Raw genomic sequence first — 25,808 nt, forward strand, 5'->3', positions numbered from 1 at the left:
CAAGATTGCCCGGCGCCCGGCAACCCAAGCTTGACCTGTCGGACAGATGACCGGCCTGCAAGTGAACAAACACGACATCATTTTTCCCAAGATTGCCCGCAAGCAAATCGCTACACTGCGCCGATACCGCGTGCCGGACGCACGTGTGAGTCAACGATCAGCGGGATGCAGGAGAAAGGCGTGCTCAAGAAACTGGGAATCAAAGGTCGCGTATTGTTGCTGACCCTGTTGCCGACCAGCCTGATGGCACTGGTGCTGGGCGGGTATTTCACCTGGACGCAGCAGTCCGACCTGCAAACCCAACTGATGCAGCGCGGCGAAATGATCGCCGAGCAACTGGCTCCGCTGGTGGCACCGGCCATGGGCCGCGGCGATGCCGAACTGCTCGAGCGCATCGCCACCCAGTCCCTCGAACAACCAGACGTGCGCGCCGTCACCTTCCTCGCGCCCGATCGCTCTCCCCTCGCCCACGCCGGCCCGACCATGCTCAACCAGGCGCCGAGCGGCGACAGCGCGCACCTGCTGCGACGCAGCGGCAACGATGCCACCCGCTATCTGCTGCCGGTCTTCGGCAAACACCGCAACCTCGCCGGCGAGCTGATCCCGCAAGAGTCCGACCGCCTGCTCGGCTGGGTCGAGCTGGAGCTGTCGCACAACGGCATGCTGTTGCGCGGCTACCGAAGCCTGTTCGCCAGTCTGTTGCTGATTGGTGCGGGACTGGCCGGTGCCGCGCTGCTGGCCTTGCGCATGGGCCGCACGATCAACCGCCCGCTGAGCCAGATCAAACAGGCCGTCGCGCAGCTCAAGGACGGTCACCTGGAAACCCGCCTGCCACCGCTGGGCAGTCAGGAACTGGATGAACTGGCGTCCGGCATCAACCGCATGGCCGGCACCCTGCAGAACGCCCGGGAAGAATTGCAGCACAGCGTCGATCAGGCCACCGAAGACGTGCGCCAGAACCTGGAAACCATCGAGATCCAGAACATCGAGCTGGACTTGGCCCGCAAGGAAGCGCTGGAAGCGAGCCGGATCAAATCCGAATTCCTCGCCAACATGAGCCACGAGATCCGCACGCCGCTCAACGGCATTCTGGGTTTCACCCACCTGTTGCAGAAAAGCGAACTGACCCCGCGCCAGCTCGACTACCTGGGCACGATCGAAAAATCCGCCGACAGCCTGCTGGGGATCATCAACGAGATCCTCGATTTCTCGAAGATCGAAGCCGGCAAACTGGTGCTCGACCATATTCCGTTCAACCTGCGCGACCTGTTGCAGGACACCCTGACCATCCTCGCCCCCGCCGCCCACGCCAAGCAGCTGGAACTGGTGAGTCTGGTGTACCGCGATACGCCGCTGTCGCTGGTCGGCGATCCGCTGCGGCTCAAGCAGATCCTGACGAATCTGGTGAGCAACGCGATCAAGTTCACCCGCGAAGGCACCATCGTCGCCCGCGCCATGCTCGAAGAAGAAAACGACGACAGCGTGCAGTTGCGCATCAGCATTCAGGACACCGGCATCGGCCTGTCGAACCAGGATGTGCGCGCGTTGTTCCAGGCTTTCAGCCAGGCCGACAATTCGCTGTCGCGCCAACCCGGCGGCACCGGCCTGGGGCTGGTGATTTCCAAGCGCCTGATCGAGCAGATGGGCGGCGAGATCGGCGTCGACAGCACGCCGGGCGAAGGTTCGGAATTCTGGATCAGCCTGAACCTGCCCAAGACCCGCGACGACGCCGAAGACCTGCCCTGCGCGCCGTTGCTCGGGCGCCGGGTGGCGGTACTGGAAAACCACGAACTGGCGCGTCAGGCCCTGCAGCATCAACTGGAGGATTGCGGCCTCGACGTCACGCCGTTCAATACCCTGGAAAGCCTGACCAATGGCGTTACCGGCGCCCATCAGACCGATCAGGCGATCGATCTGGCGGTGCTCGGCATCACCAGCAACGACATGCCGCCGGAGCGTCTCAACCAGCACATCTGGGACCTTGAGCACCTCGGTTGTCGGGTGCTGGTGTTGTGCCCGACCACCGAACTGACGCTGTACCACCTTTCAGTGCCCAACCCTCACAGTCAGCTGCAATCGAAGCCGGCCTGTACCCGCAAACTGCGCCGGGCGTTGTCGGACATGGTCAATCCGCGCCAGCCGCGCAGCGAACCGGGCGAACCGTTGTCGAGCCGCGCGCCGAAAGTGCTGTGCGTCGACGACAACCCGGCCAACCTGTTGCTGGTGCAGACGCTGCTCGAAGACATGGGCGCCAAGGTGCTGGCCGTGGAAAGTGGTTATGCCGCGGTCAAAGCGGTGCAGAACGAAACCTTCGATCTGGTGCTGATGGACGTGCAGATGCCCGGCATGGACGGACGCCAGAGCACCGAAACCATCCGCCAGTGGGAAAGCGAGCGACACTGCACGCCGCTGCCGATCGTCGCCCTCACCGCCCACGCCATGGCCAATGAAAAACGCGCGCTGCTGCAAAGCGGCATGGACGACTACCTGACCAAGCCGATCAGCGAGCGGCAACTGGCGCAAGTCGTGCTGAAGTGGACGGGCCTGGCGTTGCGCAATCAGGCGCCGGACCGTGGCGGCGAAAGCCTGCTGGGCAATCAGGAACTGCCAATTCTCGATCACGAAGAAGGTTTGCGCCTGGCTGCCGGCAAGGCGGATCTGGCGGCGGACATGCTGGCGATGCTGCTGGCTTCGCTCGAGGCCGACCGCGAAGCCATCCGCACCGCCCGCGACAGTCAGGATCAGAACAGTCTGCTCGAACGGGTGCACCGTCTGCACGGCGCCACCCGTTACTGCGGTGTGCCGCAATTGCGCGCCGCCTGCCAGCGCAGCGAAACCCTGCTCAAGCAGCAGGATCCCAAGGCCTCGACCGCGCTGGACGAGCTGGAGCGGGCAATCAATCGCCTGGCGGCCCAGGCGAAGATCAGCGCCTGATCCACGGCAATGCCGGTCAACGCCGACGCAGCTAAAGTTGTCGCGGGTGATTTGCGCCCGCGTCGATGCTCCAGGAGGATTTCATGCGCACGATCGTTTTCAGCAGCCAGACCTACGACCGCGACAGTTTCCTCGCCGCCGACTGCCCGGCCGGGATCGAACTGCACTTCCAGCCAGCCCGGCTCAGTCTCGATACCGCAGCGCTGGCCGAACATCACGAAGTAGTCTGCGCGTTCATCAACGATGACCTGAGCGCCCCGGTGCTGGAGCGTCTGGCCGCGGGCGGCACTCGCCTGATCGCCTTGCGTTCGGCCGGCTACAACCATGTGGATCTGGCCGTCGCCAAACGTCTGGGGCTGGCCGTCGTGCGCGTACCGGCCTACTCGCCCCATGCGGTGGCCGAACATGCGGTGGCGTTGATCCTCGCCCTCAACCGTCGCCTGCATCGCGCCTACAACCGCACCCGCGAAGGTGATTTCAGCCTGCACGGGCTCACCGGTTTCGATCTGGTGGGCAAAACCGTCGGCATCGTCGGCACCGGACAGATCGGCGCGACCTTCGCGAAGATCATGCACGGCTTCGGCTGCGAACTGCTGGCCTACGACCCTTATCCGAACCCTGCCGTCGAAGCGTTGGGCGCGCGCTACCTCAGCCTGCCGGACCTGCTGGCGCAAGCACGGATCATCAGCCTGCACTGCCCGCTCAACGAACAGAGCAGACACCTGATCAACCGCGATTCGCTGGCGCACATGCAACCGGGGGCGATGCTGATCAACACCGGGCGCGGCGGTCTGGTGGACACGCCAGCGCTGGTCGACGCCTTGAAGGACGGCCAGCTCGGTTATCTGGGACTGGATGTGTATGAAGAGGAGGCGCAGCTGTTCTTCGAGGACCGTTCCGACCTGCCGCTACAGGACGACGTGCTGGCGCGGCTGCTGACGTTCCCCAATGTGATCGTCACCGCCCATCAGGCGTTTCTGACCCATGAGGCGCTGGGCGCGATTGCCGCGACCACCCTGCACAACATCGCGACCTGGGCGGCGGGTACGCCGCAGAACCAGGTCGAGGGCTGAACGGTCGGACTCAGACCGGAGGTGGCGTCGGGGTAATCGCTACGCACAGGATCAACAGCGCCAGCCAGCCGAACCCCAGTAAACGTTGCTTGAGGGAGTGCCCGCTGCGCAGCAGGAACCAGACAAACACCAGCGGCATCAGAAACGCCATGATCTTCAGCCAGCCTTCCACCGGACGCGAGCCGTCCGGGTTTGCCACGGGCTCGACAGGCTGCGAACGACGACGTCGCCCCGCCGCGGCCGGCATGATCTTCGGCCGCTCGGGGGCCGGTGGCGGAACGTGGGCCTCGGGCACTGCCTTGTTACGCGGCAGGCTGCCAAAGGAAATCGTCGACGCGCCCTTTTCGGCTTGAGGCGTCTGCGCCTCTGCCAGCGGAGCCCCGCAATGAATGCACGCCGTGGCTTCGGAGCTGATGCTCCGCTTGCATTCATAACATTCGATCAGCGCCATGTTCCGTTCCTTGAAAATGAAGGCGGCAGTTTGCCACGACTGCGGTGTCGATTTGAACCGGATCGAAGGTCGCACGCGCGCATCATTCTGCAATCAAGCCCGTGCTAGCATGTCGCGCATATTTGGAGGACCCATGGTCGAACACGATTTCCGCTACACCCTGATGAACCCGCAACACACCCTCACCGAATGCCGCGCCCTGGTTCCGGGCCGTTATCAGGTCACCGGCAACGGTGGCTCGATCCGCATCGGCGACGTGCTGGTCGTGACCCTCAAAGGCAGCAAGGACTTGTCCATGCGCCTGACCGTCGACACCGTCCGCCACCTGATCAACCCGCCGGGTCAATGGACTGCCATGACCACCGGCCCGGTGTTCGGTGAACTGGCGATCCACACCTGGCAGGTCAACTGCGACAGCTGCGCCAAGGAGCTGAGCTTCGAATTCGCCGTGGACGCCAAACTGGGCAAGCCTGCGGAAAAACCGGCCGCCACGGCACGTATTGCGGAGCTGGGCTGGAAAGCCGTCGGCGACAAGCATCTGTGCCCGAAATGCCAGGAGCCGGCGTGATGAAACACCTGGCCCTGACCGCTGCTGTCGGCGCCGGCCTGATGGGTTGCGCCGCGGAGCCTGTGCAACTGCAACAGAACCGTAGCTACATTCTGGAATGGATCGGCGAGCGTCCGCTGATGGATTACAGCCACCTGACCGTGACCCTCGGCGATGACGGGCGGGCGTATGGCAATGGCGGCTGCAACCACTGGTTCGCGCCGTACACCCTGGAAGGCGACAAGCTGAGCTTCGGCAAGATCGGCAAGACCCGCAAACTCTGCGCACCGGCGCTCATGGAGCAGGAGCAACGCTTCCTCCAGGCCCTGGAACACGTGGAACGCTGGGATATCTCGCCGATCGAGCAGATGCGCTTCTGGCCGGCTGAAGGCAAGCCATTGCGCTGGTGGCTGGAAGAAGGCTGATCCTGCTGCCCTGAATGATCGTTCCCACGCTCTGCGTGGGAATGCATCCCGTGACGCTCTGCGTCACAGCGGACGCGGAGCGTCCGGGGCGGCGTTACCACGCGGAGCGTGGGAACGATCAGCGACGATCAGCCAAGGCAAATCAGTTGGTAGCCTGCAACGCCTCAAGCTTCGCCATCACCCCCGCCGCCGTCTGCTCACCCATCAACTGCTCCCGCACCTTGCCCTTGTTGTCGATGATGTAGGTCACCGGCAAGGCCTCACTGCGCGGCAGTTCGAACAGTTCCGCCGGGTCCTGCGCCAGTACGGTGAATTTGATGCCCAGTTTTTCGCTGGCGCTCTTCAGCTCGTCACCCTGCACGTTGTCGAAGTTGACCCCGAACACGCCGATTTTCTTGCCCTTGAGCTCTTCGGCCAGATGGTTGAGTTCCGGGATTTCCGTGCGGCACGGGCCGCACCATTCGGCCCAGTAGTTGAGCACGACCCATTGTTTGTCGAGGCGCTCGGACGCCACTTTCTGCCCGTTCTGGTCGATGCCGTAGTCGTTACCGCAGCCCCCCAGCATCAACGCCCCGATGATCGTCAATGCCGCTGCCAGTGCCCGTGTCATGTTGTGTTCCTTGTGAAAAATTGAATGCGCCTGCGACCCATCGCCTCCCAAGGTTCTGGATTGCGCGCTGCACAGTTAGAATAGCCGCCACTCTACGCAAGAAGCGACCCGCCCATGACCGATCTGACGCTTTATCACAACCCGCGCTGCTCGAAATCCCGCGGTGCGCTCGAACTCCTCGAAGCCCGTGGCCTGACGCCAAACGTGGTGCGCTACCTCGAAACCCCGCTGGACGCCGCGCAGATCAAGGCGCTGCTCGGCAAGCTGGGAATCAGCGCACGGCAACTGCTGCGCACCGGCGAAGACGAATACAAGACCCTGAACCTGGCCGACGCCAGTCTCACCGAAAAACAATTGATCGAAGCCATCGCGGCACATCCGAAGTTGATGGAGCGACCGATTCTCGAAGCCGGCGACAAAGCCATTATCGGCCGTCCACCGGAGCAGATCCTGGAGCTGCTGCCGTGAGTGCGCCGTACATTCTGGTTCTGTATTACAGCCGCAGCGGCTCGACCAACGAGATGGCCCGGCAGATTGCCCGTGGCGTCGAGCAGGCCGGCCTCGAAGCACGCCTGCGCACCGTGCCGGCGATCTCCACCGAGTGCGAAGCCGTGGCACCGGACATTCCGGATGAAGGCGCGCTGTACGCCACGCTGGATGACCTGAAGAACTGCGCCGGCCTGGCCCTCGGCAGCCCGACCCGTTTCGGAAACATGGCCGCGCCGCTCAAGTATTTCCTCGATGGCACGAGCAACCTGTGGCTGACCGGCGCGCTGGTCGGCAAACCGGCCGGGGTGTTTACCTCCACCGCCAGCCTGCATGGCGGCCAGGAAACTACCCTGTTGTCGATGATGCTGCCGCTGCTGCACCACGGCATGCTGATCACCGGCCTGCCCTACAGCGAGTCAGCGCTGCTGGAAACCCAGGGCGGCGGCACGCCGTACGGCGCCAGCCATCACGCCGGGGCCGACGGCAAAAGCGGTCTCGATCAGCACGAAGTGGCGCTGTGCCGCGCACTCGGCGCACGTCTGGCCAAGACCGCCCAGAAACTGGGGAACTGAGATGGCCAGAAAGCCGAAAGTCCTGCCCGCCGTCGAGTGGCTGGAGCCACGGGTGCGGGCCATGCGGGTGATCAGTCTGCTGTGTTTTTTCGGCCTGGCCGGACTGCTCGCCGCGTATTACCTGGTGTTCGCCGACCTGCACGGCGCGCGGCCGTGGGTGATTCTGCTGATCGAGCTGATCCCGTGGATCGTGCTCGCACCGGGCATGATCATGGGCAGCGCACGCGGGCATTCGTGGATGTGCTTTGTGGTGAACCTGTATTTCATCAAGGGCGCGCTGGCCGCATACGACCCGAGCCGGCAGCTGTTCGGCGTGCTGGAAATGATCGCCAGTCTGGCGGTGTTCTGCTCGGCGTTGCTGTATGTGCGGTGGCGGTATCAGCTGAACCGCAAACTGGCGGGCGAAGGCGAAATCTCCGTCGCCTGACTGCGCTCCAACTCCAAGATCGTTCCCACGCTCCGCGTGGGAATGCATCAAGAGACGCTCCGCGTCTCAGGGACGCAGAGCGTCCCGGGCGGCATTCCCACGCAGAGCGTGGGAACGATCACCCTAGGCTCAATGATTGACGGTGTACGCCAGCATCATCGAGATCTGGCTCATCGGCCGTCCGCCACTCTCTTCATGCCACTGGTTAAACGCGTTCTGCACTGTCGCCAGATCCCGCAGGCTGGTGGGCACCTTGTCGACGATCTTCTGCGCATTCAGCGCCGCGACCACGTCGTAGCTCGGCACAAACGTATCCTTGCCGACCATCCGCAAAAACCGAGGCGCCGACAGCCCGCCCAATTGATGGCCGTGCTTTTTCAGGTAGGTCCACAAACCGACGATGTCGGTCACCGGCCAGTCGGCCAGCAACGCACCGAAACTGCCCTTCTCTTTCTCGACGTCCAGAATGAACTGCGCATTGCGTGGCACGCTTTTCAGCTTGCCCAGGTGACGGATGATCCGCGCATCCTGCATCAGCCGCTCAAGGTGTTCGGCACTCATCAGCACGACCTTTTCCGGGTCGAACTTGAAGAACACTTCTTCGAAGGCCGGCCACTTGGCGTCCACCAGGCTGTGCTTGAGCCCGGCACGAAACACCCGCAGGGCCATGGTCGAGAGATAACGGTCGTCGCTGATCTTGCGCAGTTGCGCCGGGGTCTTGGGAACGGGCAGATGGGCTTCCAGTTCAGCCGCCGAACCGAAGCGGTTCAGACAGTATTCGTGCAGCCACTTGTAGTCGCGCATGCCCTCTCCTAAAAAATGAATTGAAAACGGCGCCCGCGAGCGCCGTTTCTTTCGAGCGATCAGATCACTTACAGGTTCACCACATTGACGAAACGCGAAGCCGCCGTCTCGTCGATCTTCAGGCTGGTGAAGTCAAACAGGTTACGGTCAGCCAGTTGCGACGGGATCACGTTCTGCAGGCTGCGGAAGATGCTCTCGGTACGGCCCGGGGTCTTGCGTTCCCAGTCCTGGAGCATTTCCTTGACCACCTGACGCTGCAGGTTTTCCTGGGAGCCGCAAAGGTTGCACGGGATGATCGGGAATTGCTTGAAGTCCGAGTAGGCCTGGATGTCTTTCTCGTTGCAGTAGGCCAGCGGACGGATCACCACGTTGCGACCATCGTCGGCGCGCAGCTTCGGCGGCATGGCCTTGAGACTGCCGTTGAAGAACATGTTGAGGAAGAATGTCTCGACGATGTCGTCGCGATGATGACCGAGAGCCATTTTGGTCGCGCCGATTTCGTCGGCAAAGGTGTACAGCGTGCCGCGGCGCAGGCGCGAGCACAGCGAGCAGGTGGTCTTGCCTTCCGGGATCAGTTCCTTGACCACCGAGTACGTGTCCTTCTCGACGATGTGGTACTCGATGCCCAGCTCTTTCAGGTAGGCCGGCAGCACGTGCTCGGGGAAACCCGGCTGCTTCTGGTCCATGTTCACGGCGACGATCTCGAACTTGATCGGTGCAACCTTCTGCAGGTGCATCAGCACGTCGAGCATGGTGTAGCTGTCCTTGCCCCCGGACAGGCAGACCATGACCTTGTCGCCGTCTTCGATCATGTTGAAGTCGGTGACGGCTTCGCCGGCCAGACGGCGCAGGCGCTTTTGCAGTTTGTTCTGGTTGACCGTAAGAGTGCCCATGACGCGAAATCCGTGAGGTGTGACGAAAGGCGGGCATTTTACGCAAAAACACTGGGCTTGTGGCCACAGGTTGTCGCCGCTCGCAGCGCCCGTCTACACAGACCCCGACGCGATTACCCCGAGGTTTTACAGCGCGATTTGCTCTAAGCCCCTATCACCTGTGCGGTTAAGACCTTTCTATACTGCGACATAAGGTCGCACACAATCTGAAGACCTGTATTTGCTCGGCCGCATTGGCCCGTAGGCGCTCCGCTGGGGGGCGATAGCAATAACGAGAGGAGTGACTGGCATGATCCATCACGTAGTGGGACTTTTTACCCACCCCGATCAGGAATGGAAGGAAATCCGTGGCGACCAGGAAGAAAGCATCAGCCACATGTACTTGACTCACACACTGATCCTGGCGGCGATCCCCGCTGTTTCGGCATTTATCGGCACCACCCAGGTCGGCTGGGTGATCGGCAACCGCGCACCGGTGATGCTCACCGTCGAAAGCGCGTTGTGGATGACGATCATGTCTTATCTGGCAATGCTCGGCGGGGTCGCGGTCATGGGTGCCTTCGTGCACTGGATGGCCCGCACCTATGACGCCAACCCGAGCCTGGCCCGTTGCGTGGCATTTGCCACCTACACTGCGACACCGCTGTTCGTCGGCGGGCTGGCGGCGCTCTACCCGCACATGTGGCTGGGGATGATCGTCGGCACGGCGGCCATCTGCTACACGGTGTACCTGCTGTATGTGGGGCTGCCGACCTTCATGAACATTCCGTCCGACGAGGGTTTCCTGTTTTCCAGCTCGGTACTGGCGGTGGGTCTGGTGGTGCTGGTGGCCATCATGGCGTTCACCGTGATTGTCTGGGGACTGGGCGTGGGGCCCGTCTATACAAACTAGATAGCTTCGCTACCGAGAAGAACAAGATCCGCCAACACAGGCCGCCGCAAGGCGGCCTTCTCGTGCCGGTTGAAAAGGAGCGACGACCATTCGGCAGTTCGACGATTCGCAACGCCCCGGGGTTGCGGCATACTCGACGCCTCTGGAGATCCATCAAGCATGCCCGAGCAACTCAATACCCGCGTCGAAGACTGTTTCCAACTCGCTGAATCCTTTTTCAAACGTCCTTTCAAACGCCCCGTGGTGAGCCTCAAGCTGCGCGGGCAAAAAGCCGGGGTCGCGCATCTGCACGAGAACCTGCTGCGCTTCAATCCGCAGCTGTACCGGGAAAACACCGAACATTTCCTCAAGCAGACCGTGGCCCACGAAGTCGCGCACCTGATCGCCCATCAACTGTTCGGCGACCGCATCCAGCCCCACGGCGAGGAATGGCAACTGATCATGCGCGGCGTTTACGAATTGCCGCCGGACCGCTGCCATACCTATGAAGTCAAACGCCGCAGCGTGACCCGCTACATCTATAAGTGCCCGTGTGCGGATAGCGATTTTCCGTTTTCGGCGCAGCGCCATAGTCTGGTCCGGCAGGGGCGGCGCTATCTGTGCCGGCGTTGCCGCAACACGCTGGTGTTCAGTGGCGAGATGCGGGTCGAGTAAGTCCCCACCTCGTTCCCACGCTCTGCGTGGGAATGTATCCCGTGACGCTCTGCGTCACAGTGGACGCAGAGCGTCCATGGCGGCATTCCCACGCAGAGCGTGGGAACGAGCTACAAAACCACTTTCGCGGCACGTAGTTCGGCAATCCGCTCAGGGCTCACCCCCAACTCCGCCAACACCTGATCCGTATGCTGCCCCAGCGCCGCTCCCACATGCCGCGGCGCCGGCAATGCGTCGGAAAATTTCAGCGGGCAAGCGATCTGCGCCTGCACCGTGCCATCCCCACGCGACACCTGCGTCACCAGTTCCCGCGCCTGCAATTGCGGATGCTGCACCGCCTCGCCCAGATTCAATACCGGTTCGACACAGGCATCGATCCCGGCGAACAGCTCGCACAGTTCAGCAAAGTCATGCTTCTCGAACTCGACCTTCAAGGCGTCCTTGAGCGCCCGTTGCTGTTCGGGTTTGGGTGACAAGCCCTGCGCCGCCAGTTCCGGCCGCCCCAGCGCCGCACACAGTTGCTGCATGAAGGCCGGTTCCAGACTGCCCACCGACATCCAGCGCCCGTCGCGAGAGCGGTAGTAATCGTAGAAGCTGCCGCCATTGAGCATCTGATCTTCCCAGCCCGGCTCCTCGCCGCAGGCCAGATAACCGGCACCCGCCATGGCGTTCAGGCTGAACGCGCAGTCGGTCATGCTCACGTCCAGATGGGTGCCCTGCCCGGTTTGCTGGCGGGAAATCACCGCTGCCAGCAGACCGATCACCCCGTGCAGCGAGCCGCCCGCGACGTCCGCCACCTGCATGCCCAGCGGCAAGGGCCCGCTGTCGGCGCGCCCGGTGTAACTGGAGAGCCCGGCCAGCGCCAAGTAGTTGATGTCGTGACCGGCGCGATCCCTGTACGGTCCGGTCTGGCCGTAACCGGTGATCGACACGTAAATCAGCTTCGGATTGATCGCCTTCAGCGTCTCGTAACCCAGCCCCAGCCGCTCCATCACTCCGGGTCGGAATTGCTCCAGCACGATGTCGTAATCCACCAGCAGCTGCTTCACCAGCTCCAGCGCCTCGGGCTGCTTGAGGTCCAGGGCCAGGCTGCGCTTGTTGCGATTGAGATAAGCGTGACTGGCCGAGACACCGTGATCGTGGGGCGGCAACACCCGCACCAGGTCGAGGCGGGTCGGCGATTCGATGCGAAGCACCTCGGCGCCCATGTCCGCCAGCAGCAGCGAGGCGAACGGCCCCGGCAGCAGGGTCGAGAAATCCAGAATCTTCAGTGAGGCCAGCGGTGCAGACATGGGCATTCTCCATCAACGATGCATGCAGCCTAGGCAGCCATCGGCGATGGGGCAATTACCGGATCCATCAGTTGCGCTGACCGTTGCGCTCAAACAGCAGACAAGAAAAAACCCGCCGAAGCGGGTTTTTCCATTCGAGCGATGCTTACTTCACATTGCTCGGGGTCGGGCCTTCGGCCACGCCCAGGTCGTCTTCTTGACGCTCGTCAGAGATACCGCGACCGCCCGAGGCCAGCTCGGATTGCAGCACGTCGGTGTCCAGCTCCTTGACCCACTTGGCCACGACGATAGTCGCTACGGCGTTGCCGACCAGGTTGGTCAGGGCGCGGGCTTCGGACATGAAGCGGTCGATACCGAGGATCAGCGCCAGACCGGCCACCGGCAGGTGACCTACGGCCGACAGGGTGGCCGCCAGTACGATGAAGCCCGAACCGGTCACACCGGCTGCGCCTTTGGAGGACAGCAGCAGCACCAGCAGCAGGGTGATCTGATGGGTGATGTCCATGTGGGTGTCGGTCGCCTGAGCGATGAACACGGCCGCCATGGTCAGGTAGATCGAGGTACCGTCGAGGTTGAACGAGTAGCCGGTCGGGATGACCAGACCTACCACCGATTTCTTCGCGCCCAGACGTTCCATCTTGATCAGCATGCGTGGCAGCGCCGATTCCGACGAGGACGTACCCAGTACGATCAACAGCTCTTCACGGATGTAGCGCACCAGTTTGAACACGCTGAAACCGTGAGCCCGGCAGATCGCACCCAGCACCAGCACGACGAACAGTACGCAGGTGATGTAGAAGCAGATCATCAGCTGACCCAGCTGCACCAGCGAGCCGACACCGTAGGCACCGATGGTGAACGCCATGGCGCCCAGCGCACCGAGTGGCGCCAGTTTCATGATCATGTTGATGATGTTGAACATCACGTGGGCGAAGCGATCGATCATGTCCAGCAGCGGACGACCGTATGAACCCAGGCGATGCAGCGCATAGCCGAAGATCACCGAGAACATCAACACTTGCAGGATGTCACCGGTGGCGAATGCGCCGACGATGGTGTTCGGGATCACGTTGAGGAGGAAGCCAACGATGCTCTGGTCTTTACTGGCCGTCACATAAGTGGCGATTTTCGAGGCGTCCAGGGTGGTGACGTCGATGTGCATGCCGGCGCCCGGTTGCACAACGTTGACCACGACCAGACCGATCAGCAGGGCAATGGTGGAAACGATTTCGAAGTACAGCAGCGCGTAGCCGCCGGTCTTGCCCACAGATTTCATGTTCTGCATGCCAGCGATGCCGCTGACAACGGTACAGAAGATGATCGGCGCAATGACCATTTTGATCAGTTTGATGAACCCGTCACCCAGTGGCTTGAGCGCCACACCGGTCTGTGGGTAGAAGTGACCGAGCAGGATGCCGATGGCGATGGCAACGATCACCTGGAAATACAGGGATTTGTACAGTGGCTGACGAGTCGTCATTGCAAAGTTCCTCAAGAGTCCCGCGTGGCAACATCCATCTGTTGAACGCGAAACCTGAATTGCGAACCCTCCTGCACTGGAGGGATTTGTTGTGTCGAACGGCGCTTTTCCGGACCGGCTCGGCGCACGCTTCTGTGGCTCTTATCGCAAACGTCGTGCCACTTTGGTGCAAATCGCTGCAAGCCTTTTGATATCAGGGGATATGGGTTTTTCTGTGTCACCGTTCGGTGACTCAAGTGTGGCGGATTTCCGCCAACTCGCCCGACCTCGTCCTACAATTTGGCGGAAATCCGCCTTGTTACCGATCAAAGGCAGCCGCTACCATCGGTCGCCAGAGGAAGGACCTGCCGCTCATGCGCGAACGCACCATCGCCAGTCACTTTGCCCGCGCCGCCCTCGGTGGCGCGCGGCGCTCGGGTTACGACTATTCGGACCTGCTGCAGCAACTGGGCATCAGCCCCGAACTGCTCGACGAGCCGCGCGCGCGGATCGCCCCGGAGCAATTCACCCAGCTGATCCAGAACCTGTGGCTGGCCCTGGACGACGAATACCTGGGCTTCGGCAACGCACCGAGCAAACCCGGCAGCTTCGCCATGATGTGCCACGCGATTATTCATTGCCGCAGCCTGGAAAAGGCTCTGCAACGCGGCTTATTGTTTTATAGCCTATTCCCCGAAGCCCCGCGCCTGACCCTGAGCCATGAAGACGAATGGGTGCGCCTGAGTCTCGACGATGCGCAATTGTGGGACCCGGATCACTTTCTCAGCGAGAGCCTGCTGGTGATCTGGCATCGCCTCGGCAGCTGGCTGATCGGCCAGCGGATTCGCCTCGAACAGGCGAACTTCAGCTACCCGAAACCGGCGCACGGGGCGGAATACGATTTGCTGTTCTCATGCCCGCTGGAATTTTCCGCAACGCAAAGCAGCCTGGTGTTTCACAGTCGCTACCTGCACATGCCGCTGTTGCAGGACGAACGCACCCTCAAGCATTTTCTCGAACGCTCCCCCGCCGACCTGCTGTCCCGCCCGGACGACGGCAACAGCCTGAGCAGCCGGCTGCGCCGCTTGCTCAGCCACGACAGCACGCGCTGGCCGGATCTGGAAGCCGTGGCCGCGCACCTGCACATCAGCCCGCAAACCCTGCGCCGGCATCTGCGCGAGGAAGGCACCAGCTTTCAGGAATTGAAGGATCAGTTGCGGCGGGACATCGCGATTTATCACCTGGGGCGCGCGGATCTGTCGTTGCAACAGATCGCCGAACAGCTCGGGTTTTCCGAGCCGTCGGCGTTTCATCGTGCGTTCAAGAAGTGGACGGGGCTGACGCCGGGGGCTTATCGAGCGCAGGAGCAGTGAGCGGTCACACCGCCGGAAAATGAATCCTGAACGCCGCCCCGCCCATCGGCGAATCCCCCAGGGTCAGCTTGGCGCTATAGCTCTCGATGATGTCCTTGACCACCGCCAGCCCGATGCCCTGCCCCGGATGCTGGCGGTCCAGACGTTCGCCGCGTTCGAGAATCCGTGCGCGCTGATCCGGTGGTACGCCGGGGCCGTCGTCTTCGATGCACAGTTCGATTCCGTCCAGACTTTCGCGCACGCTGATGCGCACTTCGCCCAGACACAGGCGATAGGCGTTTTCCAGCAGGTTGCCCATCATCTCCAGCAAGGCGCCCTGCTCGATCGGCACGTAACAGTGCTCCGGCAGATCGAAGGCCACGCGCACGTGTTTGTCGCGGTAGACCTTGTCCAGCGTGTCGCACAGGCTTTGCAGCACCGGACGCAGGCGCACCTGATGGCGCACCAGGCCACTTTTGCGCAGGCTGGCGCGTTGCAACTGGTAGCCGATCTGCTGGCTCATGCGTTCGATCTGGGTTTGCAGCACCCAGGCCTGATCGCGGTCTTCGGGGCGCTGGGCCATGTCTTCGCTGACGCCTTGCAATACCGCCAGCGGAGTTTTCAGGCTGTGGGCCAGGTCGTCGAGGGAGTCGCGGTAACGGCTGCGCTGCTGGCGTTCGCTGTGCAGCAGGCGGTTGAGGGAACCGGTCAGGCGCAGCAGTTCGCGCGGGTGTTGTTCGCTGAGGCTTTCGAGGGTTCCTCCTTCGATCTCGTCGAGTTCCTGACTTAGCCGGCGCAAGGCTTTCAGGCCCCAGGTCAGGCCGATCCACAGCAGTGCGAGCAGCACCAGCAGCGCCGCGCCGAAACCGAGGTAGAGATTTTCCCGCAGACCTTCGAGGGTGGTTTCGTATTCGCGCACCGGTTGCAGGGCCACGATACTGAAGGCTGCGCTCTTGCCGCCGAGCAGTTTGACTTCGACGTCGTAGACAAAGAATTCCTGACCGTTGGCTTCGCGGATCCGCGCGAACTCGTTGCCGAGGCCGTCGTAGCGCGGCGTGTAGTTGATCTTCTCTTCCTGGGTGCCTTTCGAACGCCAGACCAGATGGCCTTCGCGGTCATAGATGTAGCCGAGCAGGCGATTGTCCGTGAGGTTGAAGCGCTCGTCGGGCAACTGTGCCGGCATCATCAGGTGGTTGTTTTCAACCCGCGCGGCGGAGATCAGCGTGGTGACGTCGGACGCCAGCCGCTGCTCGATCGAGTCCTGCAGCGCCAGGCTGAATGCGCCCTGCATCGCCGGGAGCAACGCGAGCATGAACAACACCGCCAGGGTGGTGGCGGCGAGCATCAGCCGGACGCGAAGGGAACGGATCAAGTGCAGCGCTCATTGAACAGGTAACCGAGGCCGCGCACGGTGTCGATCGGCTTGAATCCGGCCGGGCCTTCGAGCTTGCGGCGCAGACGGCCGACCAGCACTTCGATCACGTTCGGATCGCGCTCGTCGTCATCCGGGTACAACTGCTCCATCAGCCGATCCTTGGGCACCACTTGCTGGTGATGGCGCATGAGGTATTCGAGTATCCGGTATTCGTAGGCCGTCAGCGCCAGCGGTTGCTCGTCGAGACTCGCCTGCTTGCGATTCAGATCCAGCAACAGCGGGCCGGCGACGATGGTCGACTGGGTGAAACCGCTGGAGCGGCGCAGCAACGCATTGAGCCGCGCTTCGAGCTCTTCGAACTGGAACGGCTTGACCACGTAATCGTCGGCGCCGGCGGCCAGGCCTTCGACCTTGTCCTGCCAGTTGCCGCGCGCGGTGAGGATCAGGATCGGAAAGGTCTTGCCGCCCGAGCGCAACTGACGGATCAGGTCGAGCCCGCCCATGCCCGGCAGGCCGAGGTCGATCACCGCCAGGTCAAAGTTGAATTGCCCGGTCTGGTACAACGCCTCTTCGGCATTGGCCACGGACTCGACCACGTGACCGCTCTCCGTCAGGCGGGTTTGCAGGTGATGGCGCAACAGCGCTTCATCTTCGACGACCAACAGTTTCATGACGCTCTCCCGGGTAAATCGACAACTCCAAAGGCTTTCGCCTCACATGGCTGCGCCGGGTCGCCCCTCAAAGGACGACCCGGCGCGGGCCTGACGCCAATCGCTTAGAAAGCGTAGTTGGCCGACAGGTAAGTCTGGGCGCTGCTGGTCAAGTCCAGCGAACCTTGCTTGCTGCCGCCGCTCTCTTTCATCTCGGTGCTGGCGTTGCTGCGCAGGTAACGGTAACCGAGTTCGACCGAGGTGTTCTGCGAGACTTGCTGCAGCACACCGAACTGACCGCCGACGGCGTAACCGATGTCACTGTCGCGGCTGTAGCCTGGCGAATCCTGGGTCAGCTTGGTCAGACCCGCCGTGGCACCGCCGAACAGCTTGGTGCTGCCGCCCACCGGGTAGAACAGATCGTAGCTGCCCAGCAGGTTTTCCTGGCGCAGTTTAATGCCATTGTGCGAGCCCGACACGTTGTCGTAGGTGGCGTAGTAGCGACCCTGGCTGTTTTGCTGACCCAGACGCAGGCCGTAGGTGTTGTTGCCGTCGATGGCCGCGGTGGCGTCCGGGTGGCCGAGGTTGTCGTTCAGGGCGTTGGATTTCTTGATCTTGTCGCTGGTCTGGCCAAAGGTCAGGCCGGCGAAGTTGCTGGTGGTGTCGGCGTGGGCCGCGATACTGGCGCTCATTACGGTAAAAGCCAGCAGCAGTTTATTTAAACGAGTCATGGAGTTTCCTCTTTCACAGTGCTGTTTGGGTATGGCGCAAGGTTACTGGCCCTCCCCTGTACCGCCCCTGAACACTCTCTGAACCTGGCCTGAATGAAATGAACTAGGCTGTTTTGACCCTTTATTGTCAGGAGACCCGATCATGCGCCTGCTTCTAACCCTCGCCCTGCTCGTCTTCAGCAGCCTCAGCCAGGCTGCGATCAAGACCGAGGAAATCCCCTACCAGAGCGCCGACGGCACGAAGCTGATCGGTTACTACGCCTACGACGACGCGATCAAGGGCCCGCGCCCCGGCGTGGTGGTGGTGCATGAATGGTGGGGACTGAACGACTACGCCAAGCGCCGCGCCCGGGATCTGGCCGGGCTCGGCTACAGCGCGCTGGCCATCGACATGTACGGTGAGGGCAAGAACACCGAGCACCCGAAAGACGCGATGGCGTTCATGCAAGCGGCCACGCAAAACGCCGATGCCGCCAGCAAGCGCTTTCAGGCCGGGCTGGATCTGTTGAAGAAACAGCCGCAGACCGACAAGGATAAAATCGCCGCTATCGGTTACTGCTTCGGCGGTGGCGTGGTGCTGAATGCGGCGCGTCAGGGTGTGCCGCTGGCCGGCGTGGTGAGTTTCCACGGTGCGCTGGCCACCAAGACCCCGGCTGCGCCTGGCAGCGTGAAGGCGAAAATTCTCGTCGAGCATGGCGCGCTGGACAGCATGGTCACCCCGGACAACGTCGCGGCGTTCAAGTCGGAAATGGACAAGGCCGGCGCCGACTATCAATTCGTCAATCTCGACGGCGCCAAGCACGGGTTCAGCAATCCCGACGCGGATCGCCTGAGCCACGGCGATCACGGTGGCCCGGATATCGGCTACAACAAGGCCGCCGATGAAAAATCCTGGGCGGACATGCAGGCGTTCTTCAAGAAAATCTTTGGCTGAACCCGGTCGCCCCCTCGCGCTGATCGTTCCCACGCTCCGCGTGGGAATGCAGCCCGGGACGCTCCGCGTCCCTTCGCGGTGTGACGCAGAGCGTCACTGTATGCATTCCCACGCAGAGCGTGGGAACGATCATGGCTCCAGGCTTCTGCGTGGGAACGATCACCTGCTCTGCACTATCCAGCCCGAAGACAACCCGGCAAAATGCCGACATGACTGCCAGCCCTTTCCTCCCCGCCTGCTGCACTCCGCTCGATGCCCATTGGCCGCTGCCGAAGGTATTGCCTGACACCGTGCTGTTGACCACCCATTTCGACCCGTCGCAACTGCTCGGCGATGACTTCCGCCGCAGCGCCATCGAGCCGCCGCCGAGCATTCAGCGTTCGGTGGCCAAGCGGCAGGCGGAATTCCTTGCCGGGCGGATTTGCGCCCGGGCCGCGTTGCAGCAATTGGAAGGCTCAAGCACTGTTCCGCCGATCGGCGAGGACCGCGCGCCCATTTGGCCGGCACACATCTGCGGCTCGATCACCCACAGCACCGGCCGTGCGGCGGCGATTGTCGCCAACAAGCAGCACTGGCGCGGACTGGGCATGGACCTGGAAAACCTGCTCAACGCCGAACGCGCCGAACGACTGGCCGGAGAGATCCTGACCCCGCCGGAAATGCAGCGCATGGCCGCCGGCTCCCGAGATCAGATTGCGTTGTGGGTGACCCTGACCTTCTCGGTGAAAGAAAGCCTGTTCAAGGCGCTGTACCCGATCGTGCAGCAGCGCTTCTACTTCGAACACGCCGAGGTGCTGGAGTGGAATGAACAAGGTCAGGTGCGGCTGCGGCTGCTGACGGACCTGTCCGGCGAATGGCGCAACGGCACTGAACTCGATGCGCAATTTGGCGTGCAGGACGGGCAGTTGCTGAGTCTGGTCAGCATTCCTGCCTGAAGTTTTTTAGCGCCGCTCCTGATTCCTCGGCCAGCTCAGGCTGAAGCACGCTCCGCCCAGACTCTTGCTCTTGCCGATCAGCGCCCGGCCGTCGTGCCAGTGAATGATCCGCCGCACGATCGACAGGCCCAGGCCGTGTCCGCCGGACGCCCGGGTGCGACTGTCGTCCAGGCGCAGGAACGGCGTGAAGATTTTCTCCCAGGCGGTTTCCGGCACACCGGGGCCGTCGTCCTCGACATCCACCCGGCAACGCATCTGCCCGACCTGATAACTGACCGTGACCTTCGAACGCGCATGGCGCATGGCGTTGCTCACCAGATTCTGCAAGGCGCGGTGCAGGTAACGCGGCTCGGCCTCGACCCAGGCGTCATCGCAATCCGCCGCCGACAGGCACAAGCCGCGTTGCACCGTGACTTCTGCACGCAGAGGCGCCAGCTCTTCGATCACCTGATTGACCAGCGCATCCAGGTCAATGCGCTGGAAGGTCAACGCCGGCGAGCCCTGTTCCAGCCGGGCGTACGTGAGCATTTCGTCGACCAGTTTGTCGAGATCTTCGATGTCGTGGTCCATGCCCTCGCGGTATTTTTCCAGCGCCTGCGGGGTGGTCGCCGAACCGATCATCTCCAGACCGAAACGCAGGCGCGCCACCGGCGTGCGCAATTCGTGGGACACCGCGCGCACCAGTTCACGCTGAATGGCGAGCAACTGCTGCAAGTGCTCGGCCATACCATTGAACGCCGCCGCCAGTTTGCCCACCGAGTCGGCACCCCGGGCCGGAACCCGGGTTTCCAGGCTGCCCTTGGCAATGCGCGTGGCGGCGGCTTCGAGCCCGCGCAAACGTCGTTCGAGCTGCCGCACCAATAGATAGACGATCAGGCCGATCAGGGTCAGGCCGAGGGCAGCAATCAGCACCAGCCATTCCGGCGGGTACGGGTTCATCTGATACAGCGGCCCGATTTCCAGCACCCACGGCGTGCCGACCATACCGGCGAACACCCGGATCGAATCGCCCCCCTTGCCCAGCGCCATCACCGTATCGCCTTCGGACACCCGACGGCTCTGGTCTTCGTCCATGTCGGCATCGCTGACCGTGACCAACCGCAAATCGAAGCCGAAGCCTTTGTCTTCTTTCAGCTGCGCCAGTCGTTTGGGCTGCTCGCCCACCGGCACCCGCACCAGTTCATCGGCCAACAGATAAATGGTCGCCCGGGCCAGTTGCTCGCTGATCTGCTGCACCTCACCCACCAGCACCAGTTGCTCCTTGTCGCTGACCAGGCGATAGACCTTGGCCGCGTGTGGGCCGGTCTGTTCGACCAGCGCCTGCCCGCGCTGCACCCGGGTGCGCTGGGTCAGGTCGAGATCGGTCTGGGCAAAGGTTTTCACTGCCAGCGGAATCCCGAGCAGCCGCTCCCATACCAGCAAGGCGCGATGGCGCTCGGTTTCGTTCATCGGTTGCAGGTTGTCGGCCATCAGCGAAAACGTACCGTGGGCCAGACGCTCGCGGTATTGCTCGCTGCGCACCTGATTGAGCAGGTGCAGCGCCAGCACGCCGAGCACTGCCACCAGAATCAGCGCCGCGCACATGCCGCCATAGATGCGCAGGAAGATCGAATTCACAGCGGCAGGTCTGCGCAGGCTTCCGGCACGAACAGGTAGCCTTTGCTGCGAATGGTCTTGATCAGGCGCGGATGATCGGGGTCGTCGCCGATCTTCGGGCGGATGCGCGAGATGCGCACATCGATCGAGCGGTCCTGGCCGTCGTAGCCGATGCCGCGTAGCGCGGTGAAGATTTCTTCCCGGGACAGGATCCGTCCGGCGTTGGACACCAGCAGCCAGAGCAGATCGAATTCGGCACTGGTCAGCTCGATGCCGCTGTCGCTGAGCCAGGCTTCGCGCAACGCGTTGTCCACCACCAGCGGACCGAATTGCAACCGACGCGGATTGCCTGCCGCCGGCTCCGGTGTGTCACTGCGGCGCAACAATGCCTGGATGCGCGCCAGCAACAGCCGCGGGCGCACCGGTTTGCAGACGTAGTCGTCGGCGCCGAGGTCGAGGCCTAGGATCTGGTCGGCGTCATCGGTACGCGCGGTTAGCATCAGGATCGGCCCGTCGTAGCGATCGCGCACCTTGCGGCAAATGCTCAGGCCGTCTTCACCGGGGAGCATCAGGTCGAGGATCACCAGGTCCGGCTGCTCCTTGATGATCCGTGCCGCCGCCAGCGCACCGTTGCCTTCGATCTCCACGCGCAATCCGTTGGCTTGCAGGTATTCACGGGTCAGTTCAGCCAGACGCTGGTCATCCTCGACGATCAATACCTGCCAGGCTTCTTGCTCCACGGGTGACCTCTGCTTGCCGAAACTGCTTATAAAGGAAGGATCCTCCCGTCTTTTTGTCATCTTTAAGGAGGATAAGAATGCGTGCGCATGGGCCGATTGTATAAACGGCGTACAGCCAGAACACAAGTCGGTAAATGCGTTCGGACAAGGCGGATTTTTGTGATAGGGTTCGCGCCCTCAAAATTCCGCCGCGGCATTTTTTTGCGGTGAAAAACAGTGACAGACGGTCTAGCTCAGCAGGTTCGCGGCCTACACGGGAATTCCTGGTTTCTTACACAATTTACGCACAGGTTTATCCACAGCTCGTACGTTGCAAGCCCCCTCGAAACGCATTATCTTGTAGCACGGCGCGAGGACAGCCCCTACATATAGGGTTTTCCATTCCAGAGCCCAACCACATTTCGGACCTGAAACTCAAGTGCTTTATTGCCAGTTTCCGGTTGAACCAAGCAAGTTTTTCAAAGCCCAAACCGCACTCGCGGATGGCACCGTTTTTCAGGTTGGCAACGACCGGAACGGTACGGGTGTTGCAGTCATTACTGTCACCCTGGAAGTAATCCGGCTCGAGCCTTGGCTCGTGGCCGAAAACTTCGGCAAGGATGCGGCGTCATTAGCCTTTTTCCTACTGGTCCGAAGTTGTTATGCCCGACGCCCGTCGGTTGTAGTGCTTCGGACCAGAACGGTGAGCACCATGATGGTGCCCAAACAAACATAGAGAATGTGGAGATCACCCCCCATGCAAACCGACACAACTCGCGAGAACCCGCAGGGCACCTTGCCGCAGGCCGCCGATTCGAATTCGGATCTGGCTGCCACCGCGCCTGGCCAACTGCGCGTGATCAAGCGTAATGGCACTGTCGTTCCTTACACCGATGACAAGATCACCGTCGCTATCACCAAAGCGTTTCTCGCAGTTGAGGGCGGCACCGCTGCCGCTTCGTCGCGAATCCACGACACCGTTGCCCGCCTGACCGAACAGGTCACCGCGACCTTCAAGCGTCGCATGCCGTCGGGCGGCACCATCCACATCGAAGAAATCCAGGACCAGGTCGAACTGGCCCTGATGCGTGCCGGCGAGCAGAAAGTGGCTCGCGACTACGTGATCTACCGTGACGCCCGCTCCAAGGAACGCGCCACCCGCACCACCGCCGAAGCTCCGGTACAGGCGCATCCGTCGATCCGCATCACCCGCGCCGACGGCAGCCTTGCGCCGCTGGACATGGGCCGCCTGAACACCATCGTCACCGAAGCCTGCGAAGGCCTGGCCGAAGTCGACGGCGACCTGATCCAGCGCGAAACCCTGAAGAACCTGTACGACGGCGTGGCCCTGAACGACGTCAACACCGCGCTGGTGATGACCGCTCGCACCCTGGTCGAGCGCGAGCCGAACTACTCGTTCGTGACCGCCCGCCTGCTGATGGACACCCTGCGTGCCGAAGGCCTGGGCTTCCTGGGCGTGGCCGAGAGCGCCACTCACCACGAAATGGCCGACCTGTACGCCAAGGCCCTGCCGGCCTACGTTGCCAAAGGTATCGAGTTCGAACTGCTGAACCCTGTGCTGGCCTCCTTCGACCTGGAAAAACTGGGCAAGGCGATCAACCACGAGCGCGACCAGCAATTCACCTACCTGGGCCTGCAGACCCTGTACGACCGTTACTTCATCCACAAGGATGGCGTGCGTTTCGAACTGCCGCAGATCTTCTTCATGCGCGTGGCCATGGGCCTGGCGATCGAAGAGAAGCAGAAAGAAGACCGTGCGATCGAGTTCTACAACCTGCTGTCCTCGTTCGACTACATGGCTTCGACCCCGACCCTGTTCAACGCCGGTACCCTGCGTCCACAGCTGTCGAGCTGCTACCTGACCACCGTGCCGGATGACCTGTCGGGCATCTACCACGCGATCCACGACAACGCCATGCTGTCGAAATTCGCCGGCGGCCTGGGCAACGACTGGACCCCGGTTCGTGCACTGGGCTCGTACATCAAGGGTACCAACGGCAAGTCGCAAGGCGTGGTTCCGTTCCTGAAGGTGGTGAACGACACCGCCGTCGCCGTTAACCAGGGTGGCAAGCGCAAAGGCGCTGTCTGTGCCTACCTGGAAACCTGGCACATGGACATCGAAGAGTTCATCGAGCTGCGCAAGAACACCGGTGATGACCGTCGTCGTACCCACGACATGAACACCGCCAACTGGATCCCTGACCTGTTCATGAAGCGTGTCTTCGATGACGGCAAGTGGACCCTGTTCTCGCCGTCCGAAGTACCGGACCTGCACGACCTGACCGGCAAGGCCTTCGAAGAGCGCTACGAGTACTACGAAGCCCTGACCGAATACCCGGGCAAGATCAAGCTGTTCAAGACCATCCAGGCCAAAGACCTGTGGCGCAAGATGCTGTCGATGCTGTTCGAAACCGGCCACCCATGGCTGACTTTCAAGGACCCGTGCAACCTGCGCAGCCCGCAGCAGCACGTCGGCGTGGTTCACAGCTCGAACCTGTGCACCGAGATCACCCTGAACACCAACAAGGACGAGATCGCGGTCTGCAACCTGGGCTCGATCAACCTGCCGAACCACATCGTCGACGGCAAGCTGGACACCGCCAAGCTCAAGCGCACCATCGACGTCGCCGTGCGCATGCTCGACAACGTGATCGACATCAACTACTACTCGGTACCGCAGGCGAAGAACTCCAACTTCCGCCACCGTCCGGTCGGCCTGGGCATCATGGGCTTCCAGGACGCGCTGTACCTGCAGCACATCCCTTACGGTTCCGACGCTGCCGTCGAGTTCGCCGACAAGTCGATGGAAGCGGTCAGCTACTACGCGATCCAGGCTTCCTGTGACCTGGCCGACGAGCGCGGCTCGTACGAGACGTTCCAGGGTTCGCTGTGGTCCAAAGGCGTACTGCCGCTGGATTCGCAACAGATCCTGATCGAAGCACGTGGCCAGAAGTACATCGACGTCGACCTGACCGAGTCCCTGGACTGGGCACCGGTTCGCGCCCGTGTGCAGAAAGGCATCCGTAACTCGAACATCATGGCCATCGCACCGACCGCGACCATCGCCAACATCACCGGCGTCTCGCAGTCGATCGAACCGACCTACCAGAACCTGTACGTGAAATCGAACCTGTCGGGCGAATTCACCGTGATCAACCCGTACCTGGTTCGCGACCTGAAGGCTCGCGGTCTGTGGGACTCGGTCATGATCAACGACCTGAAGTACTACGACGGTTCGGTTCAGCAGATCGAGCGCATCCCGCAAGAACTCAAAGAGCTCTACGCAACCGCGTTCGAAGTGGACACCAAGTGGATCGTTGACGCCGCCAGCCGTCGTCAGAAGTGGATCGACCAGGCCCAGTCGCTGAACCTGTACATCGCCGGCGCATCGGGCAAGAAACTGGACGTGACCTACCGCATGGCCTGGTACCGTGGTCTGAAAACCACCTACTACCTCCGTGCCCTGGCCGCGACCAGCACCGAGAAGTCGACCATCAACACCGGCAAGCTGAACGCTGTTTCCAGCGGCGGCAACCACGGCGACGACTCGGTCCTGGCAGCCCCTGCCGGCCCGGCTCCAGTACCGAAGGCTTGCGCCATCGACGAGCCGGATTGCGAAGCTTGCCAATAAGCTGAGCTGAATCGGGCGTTGCAAAACGCCTGACCCGAGAACCCCCGACAGACTTCTGGTTTGTCGGGGGTTTTCTTTTGCCCGCGATAAAAGCAAAAGCGGCCCTCACCCTAGCCCTCTCCCGGAGGGAGAGGGGACTGACCGAGGGGTTTTATAGAGATACGCCGACGTGAAATACCGAGGTGAACTTGGGTTTTGAAACGCATACAACTCAACCCCTGCTTTCTCTGCTCCTGCTTTCTCTGCTCCTGCTCCTGCTCCTGCTTCCACTTCCGCTGCTGCTTCTGCTTCCGCTCTCCACCACTCAACACGATGAGCGTTAGCTCGAGTACCGCTTTTGAC

Annotated in this window: 24 protein-coding genes; 13 read left to right on the plus strand and 11 right to left on the minus strand. The window is 62.0% G+C overall.

The genetic code is table 11. The features are described from left to right. Window positions 1-180: 180 nt before the first annotated feature. Window positions 181-2,934: a response regulator gene (locus tag ACEN93_RS09245; RefSeq protein ID WP_495611326.1), complete on the plus strand. Its 2,754-nt coding sequence runs from the start codon at window positions 181-183 to the stop codon at window positions 2,932-2,934. A gap of 83 nt (window positions 2,935-3,017) precedes the next feature. Then, window positions 3,018-4,007: a 2-hydroxyacid dehydrogenase gene (locus ACEN93_RS09250; RefSeq protein WP_495611327.1), complete on the plus strand. Its 990-nt coding sequence runs from the start codon at window positions 3,018-3,020 to the stop codon at window positions 4,005-4,007. A 10-nt stretch (window positions 4,008-4,017) separates the two neighbouring features. On the opposite strand, the gene ACEN93_RS09255 is transcribed toward ACEN93_RS09250, so the two are convergent. Further along, window positions 4,018-4,458 (minus strand): hypothetical protein, encoded by a 441-nt coding sequence (locus ACEN93_RS09255; protein WP_039772880.1) that lies wholly within the window; start codon window positions 4,456-4,458, stop codon window positions 4,018-4,020. 133 nt (window positions 4,459-4,591) lie between these two features. On the opposite strand from ACEN93_RS09255, the gene ACEN93_RS09260 reads away from it, so the two are divergent. Continuing rightward, window positions 4,592-5,026 (plus strand): hypothetical protein, encoded by a 435-nt coding sequence (locus tag ACEN93_RS09260; RefSeq protein WP_007957770.1) that lies wholly within the window; start codon window positions 4,592-4,594, stop codon window positions 5,024-5,026. After that, on the plus strand, window positions 5,026-5,430 hold the full coding sequence (locus ACEN93_RS09265; protein ID WP_007957769.1) for an META domain-containing protein: 405 nt from the start codon (window positions 5,026-5,028) through the stop codon (window positions 5,428-5,430). Before ACEN93_RS09260 ends, ACEN93_RS09265 begins: the two co-directional genes overlap by 1 nt. A gap of 142 nt (window positions 5,431-5,572) precedes the next feature. Here ACEN93_RS09265 and ACEN93_RS09270 read toward each other — a convergent pair whose 3' ends face one another. Next, window positions 5,573-6,040, minus strand: coding sequence for a TlpA disulfide reductase family protein (locus ACEN93_RS09270; protein WP_074688164.1), 468 nt, complete (start codon window positions 6,038-6,040; stop codon window positions 5,573-5,575). Between the two features lie 114 nt (window positions 6,041-6,154). On the opposite strand from ACEN93_RS09270, the gene arsC reads away from it, so the two are divergent. Genes arsC through ACEN93_RS09285 form a run of 3 tightly spaced genes read left to right on the plus strand, consistent with a single transcriptional unit; the run spans window position 6,155 to window position 7,528 of the window. Beyond that, window positions 6,155-6,508, plus strand: coding sequence for an arsenate reductase (glutaredoxin) (gene arsC, locus ACEN93_RS09275; RefSeq protein ID WP_039772884.1), 354 nt, complete (start codon window positions 6,155-6,157; stop codon window positions 6,506-6,508). Then, window positions 6,505-7,101: an NAD(P)H:quinone oxidoreductase gene (gene wrbA / locus ACEN93_RS09280; protein ID WP_007957765.1), complete on the plus strand. Its 597-nt coding sequence runs from the start codon at window positions 6,505-6,507 to the stop codon at window positions 7,099-7,101. The genes arsC and wrbA overlap by 4 nt, the downstream gene beginning before the upstream one ends. Before the next feature lies 1 nt (window position 7,102). Beyond that, complete coding sequence (locus ACEN93_RS09285; protein WP_039772886.1) at window positions 7,103-7,528, plus strand: DUF2069 domain-containing protein; 426 nt, start codon at window positions 7,103-7,105, stop codon at window positions 7,526-7,528. 129 nt (window positions 7,529-7,657) lie between these two features. Here the strand turns inward: ACEN93_RS09285 and ACEN93_RS09290 are convergent, their stop codons facing one another. Continuing rightward, window positions 7,658-8,332 carry a DNA-3-methyladenine glycosylase I gene (locus ACEN93_RS09290; protein ID WP_197869224.1) on the minus strand — a complete coding sequence of 225 codons (675 nt, stop codon included), beginning with the start codon at window positions 8,330-8,332 and terminating at the stop codon, window positions 7,658-7,660. Between the two features lie 68 nt (window positions 8,333-8,400). After that, a complete protein-coding gene (gene ttcA, locus ACEN93_RS09295) occupies window positions 8,401-9,225 on the minus strand; it encodes a tRNA 2-thiocytidine(32) synthetase TtcA (RefSeq protein ID WP_011335493.1) in 825 nt (274 codons plus the stop codon). A gap of 289 nt (window positions 9,226-9,514) precedes the next feature. On the opposite strand from ttcA, the gene ACEN93_RS09300 reads away from it, so the two are divergent. Beyond that, on the plus strand, window positions 9,515-10,117 hold the full coding sequence (locus ACEN93_RS09300) for a Yip1 family protein (protein ID WP_007957761.1): 603 nt from the start codon (window positions 9,515-9,517) through the stop codon (window positions 10,115-10,117). Between the two features lie 159 nt (window positions 10,118-10,276). Beyond that, window positions 10,277-10,771, plus strand: a complete 495-nt coding sequence (locus ACEN93_RS09305; protein ID WP_007957760.1) for a SprT family zinc-dependent metalloprotease — start codon at window positions 10,277-10,279, stop codon at window positions 10,769-10,771. Between the two features lie 110 nt (window positions 10,772-10,881). Here ACEN93_RS09305 and ACEN93_RS09310 read toward each other — a convergent pair whose 3' ends face one another. Next, on the minus strand, window positions 10,882-12,063 hold the full coding sequence (locus ACEN93_RS09310; RefSeq protein WP_495611328.1) for a CaiB/BaiF CoA transferase family protein: 1,182 nt from the start codon (window positions 12,061-12,063) through the stop codon (window positions 10,882-10,884). Window positions 12,064-12,208: 145 nt separating this feature from the next. Beyond that, on the minus strand, window positions 12,209-13,543 hold the full coding sequence (locus tag ACEN93_RS09315) for a dicarboxylate/amino acid:cation symporter (protein WP_039772890.1): 1,335 nt from the start codon (window positions 13,541-13,543) through the stop codon (window positions 12,209-12,211). A gap of 353 nt (window positions 13,544-13,896) precedes the next feature. On the opposite strand from ACEN93_RS09315, the gene ACEN93_RS09320 reads away from it, so the two are divergent. After that, window positions 13,897-14,895 (plus strand): AraC family transcriptional regulator, encoded by a 999-nt coding sequence (locus ACEN93_RS09320; protein ID WP_039772892.1) that lies wholly within the window; start codon window positions 13,897-13,899, stop codon window positions 14,893-14,895. A gap of 4 nt (window positions 14,896-14,899) precedes the next feature. Here ACEN93_RS09320 and ACEN93_RS09325 read toward each other — a convergent pair whose 3' ends face one another. The 3 genes from ACEN93_RS09325 to ACEN93_RS09335 form a co-directional block, all read right to left on the minus strand. Then, window positions 14,900-16,246 (minus strand): ATP-binding protein, encoded by a 1,347-nt coding sequence (locus tag ACEN93_RS09325; RefSeq protein ID WP_039772893.1) that lies wholly within the window; start codon window positions 16,244-16,246, stop codon window positions 14,900-14,902. After that, window positions 16,243-16,920 (minus strand): response regulator transcription factor, encoded by a 678-nt coding sequence (locus ACEN93_RS09330; RefSeq protein ID WP_039772894.1) that lies wholly within the window; start codon window positions 16,918-16,920, stop codon window positions 16,243-16,245. Before ACEN93_RS09330 ends, ACEN93_RS09325 begins: the two co-directional genes overlap by 4 nt. A gap of 104 nt (window positions 16,921-17,024) precedes the next feature. Continuing rightward, window positions 17,025-17,630: a hypothetical protein gene (locus tag ACEN93_RS09335; RefSeq protein WP_064598671.1), complete on the minus strand. Its 606-nt coding sequence runs from the start codon at window positions 17,628-17,630 to the stop codon at window positions 17,025-17,027. Between the two features lie 142 nt (window positions 17,631-17,772). Here ACEN93_RS09335 and ACEN93_RS09340 point away from each other — a divergent pair, with 142 nt between their 5' ends. Continuing rightward, the gene (locus ACEN93_RS09340) at window positions 17,773-18,564 is read left to right on the plus strand and encodes a dienelactone hydrolase family protein (RefSeq protein ID WP_085668007.1); all 792 of its coding nucleotides are present in this window, start codon (window positions 17,773-17,775) and stop codon (window positions 18,562-18,564) included. 209 nt (window positions 18,565-18,773) lie between these two features. Beyond that, complete coding sequence (locus ACEN93_RS09345) at window positions 18,774-19,499, plus strand: 4'-phosphopantetheinyl transferase family protein (protein WP_103386072.1); 726 nt, start codon at window positions 18,774-18,776, stop codon at window positions 19,497-19,499. A gap of 6 nt (window positions 19,500-19,505) precedes the next feature. Here the strand turns inward: ACEN93_RS09345 and ACEN93_RS09350 are convergent, their stop codons facing one another. Both ACEN93_RS09350 and ACEN93_RS09355 read right to left on the minus strand, forming a co-directional pair. Continuing rightward, entirely contained in the window at window positions 19,506-21,116 is a 1,611-nt protein-coding gene (locus ACEN93_RS09350) for an ATP-binding protein (protein WP_039772898.1), read from the minus strand. Next, the gene (locus ACEN93_RS09355) at window positions 21,113-21,835 is read right to left on the minus strand and encodes a response regulator (protein ID WP_039772899.1); all 723 of its coding nucleotides are present in this window, start codon (window positions 21,833-21,835) and stop codon (window positions 21,113-21,115) included. Before ACEN93_RS09355 ends, ACEN93_RS09350 begins: the two co-directional genes overlap by 4 nt. A 736-nt stretch (window positions 21,836-22,571) precedes the next feature. On the opposite strand from ACEN93_RS09355, the gene ACEN93_RS09360 reads away from it, so the two are divergent. After that, window positions 22,572-25,466 (plus strand): ribonucleoside-diphosphate reductase subunit alpha, encoded by a 2,895-nt coding sequence (locus ACEN93_RS09360; protein WP_011335505.1) that lies wholly within the window; start codon window positions 22,572-22,574, stop codon window positions 25,464-25,466. Window positions 25,467-25,808 lie beyond the last annotated feature (342 nt).

This window comes from Pseudomonas sp. Pseusp21, assembly GCF_059492145.1.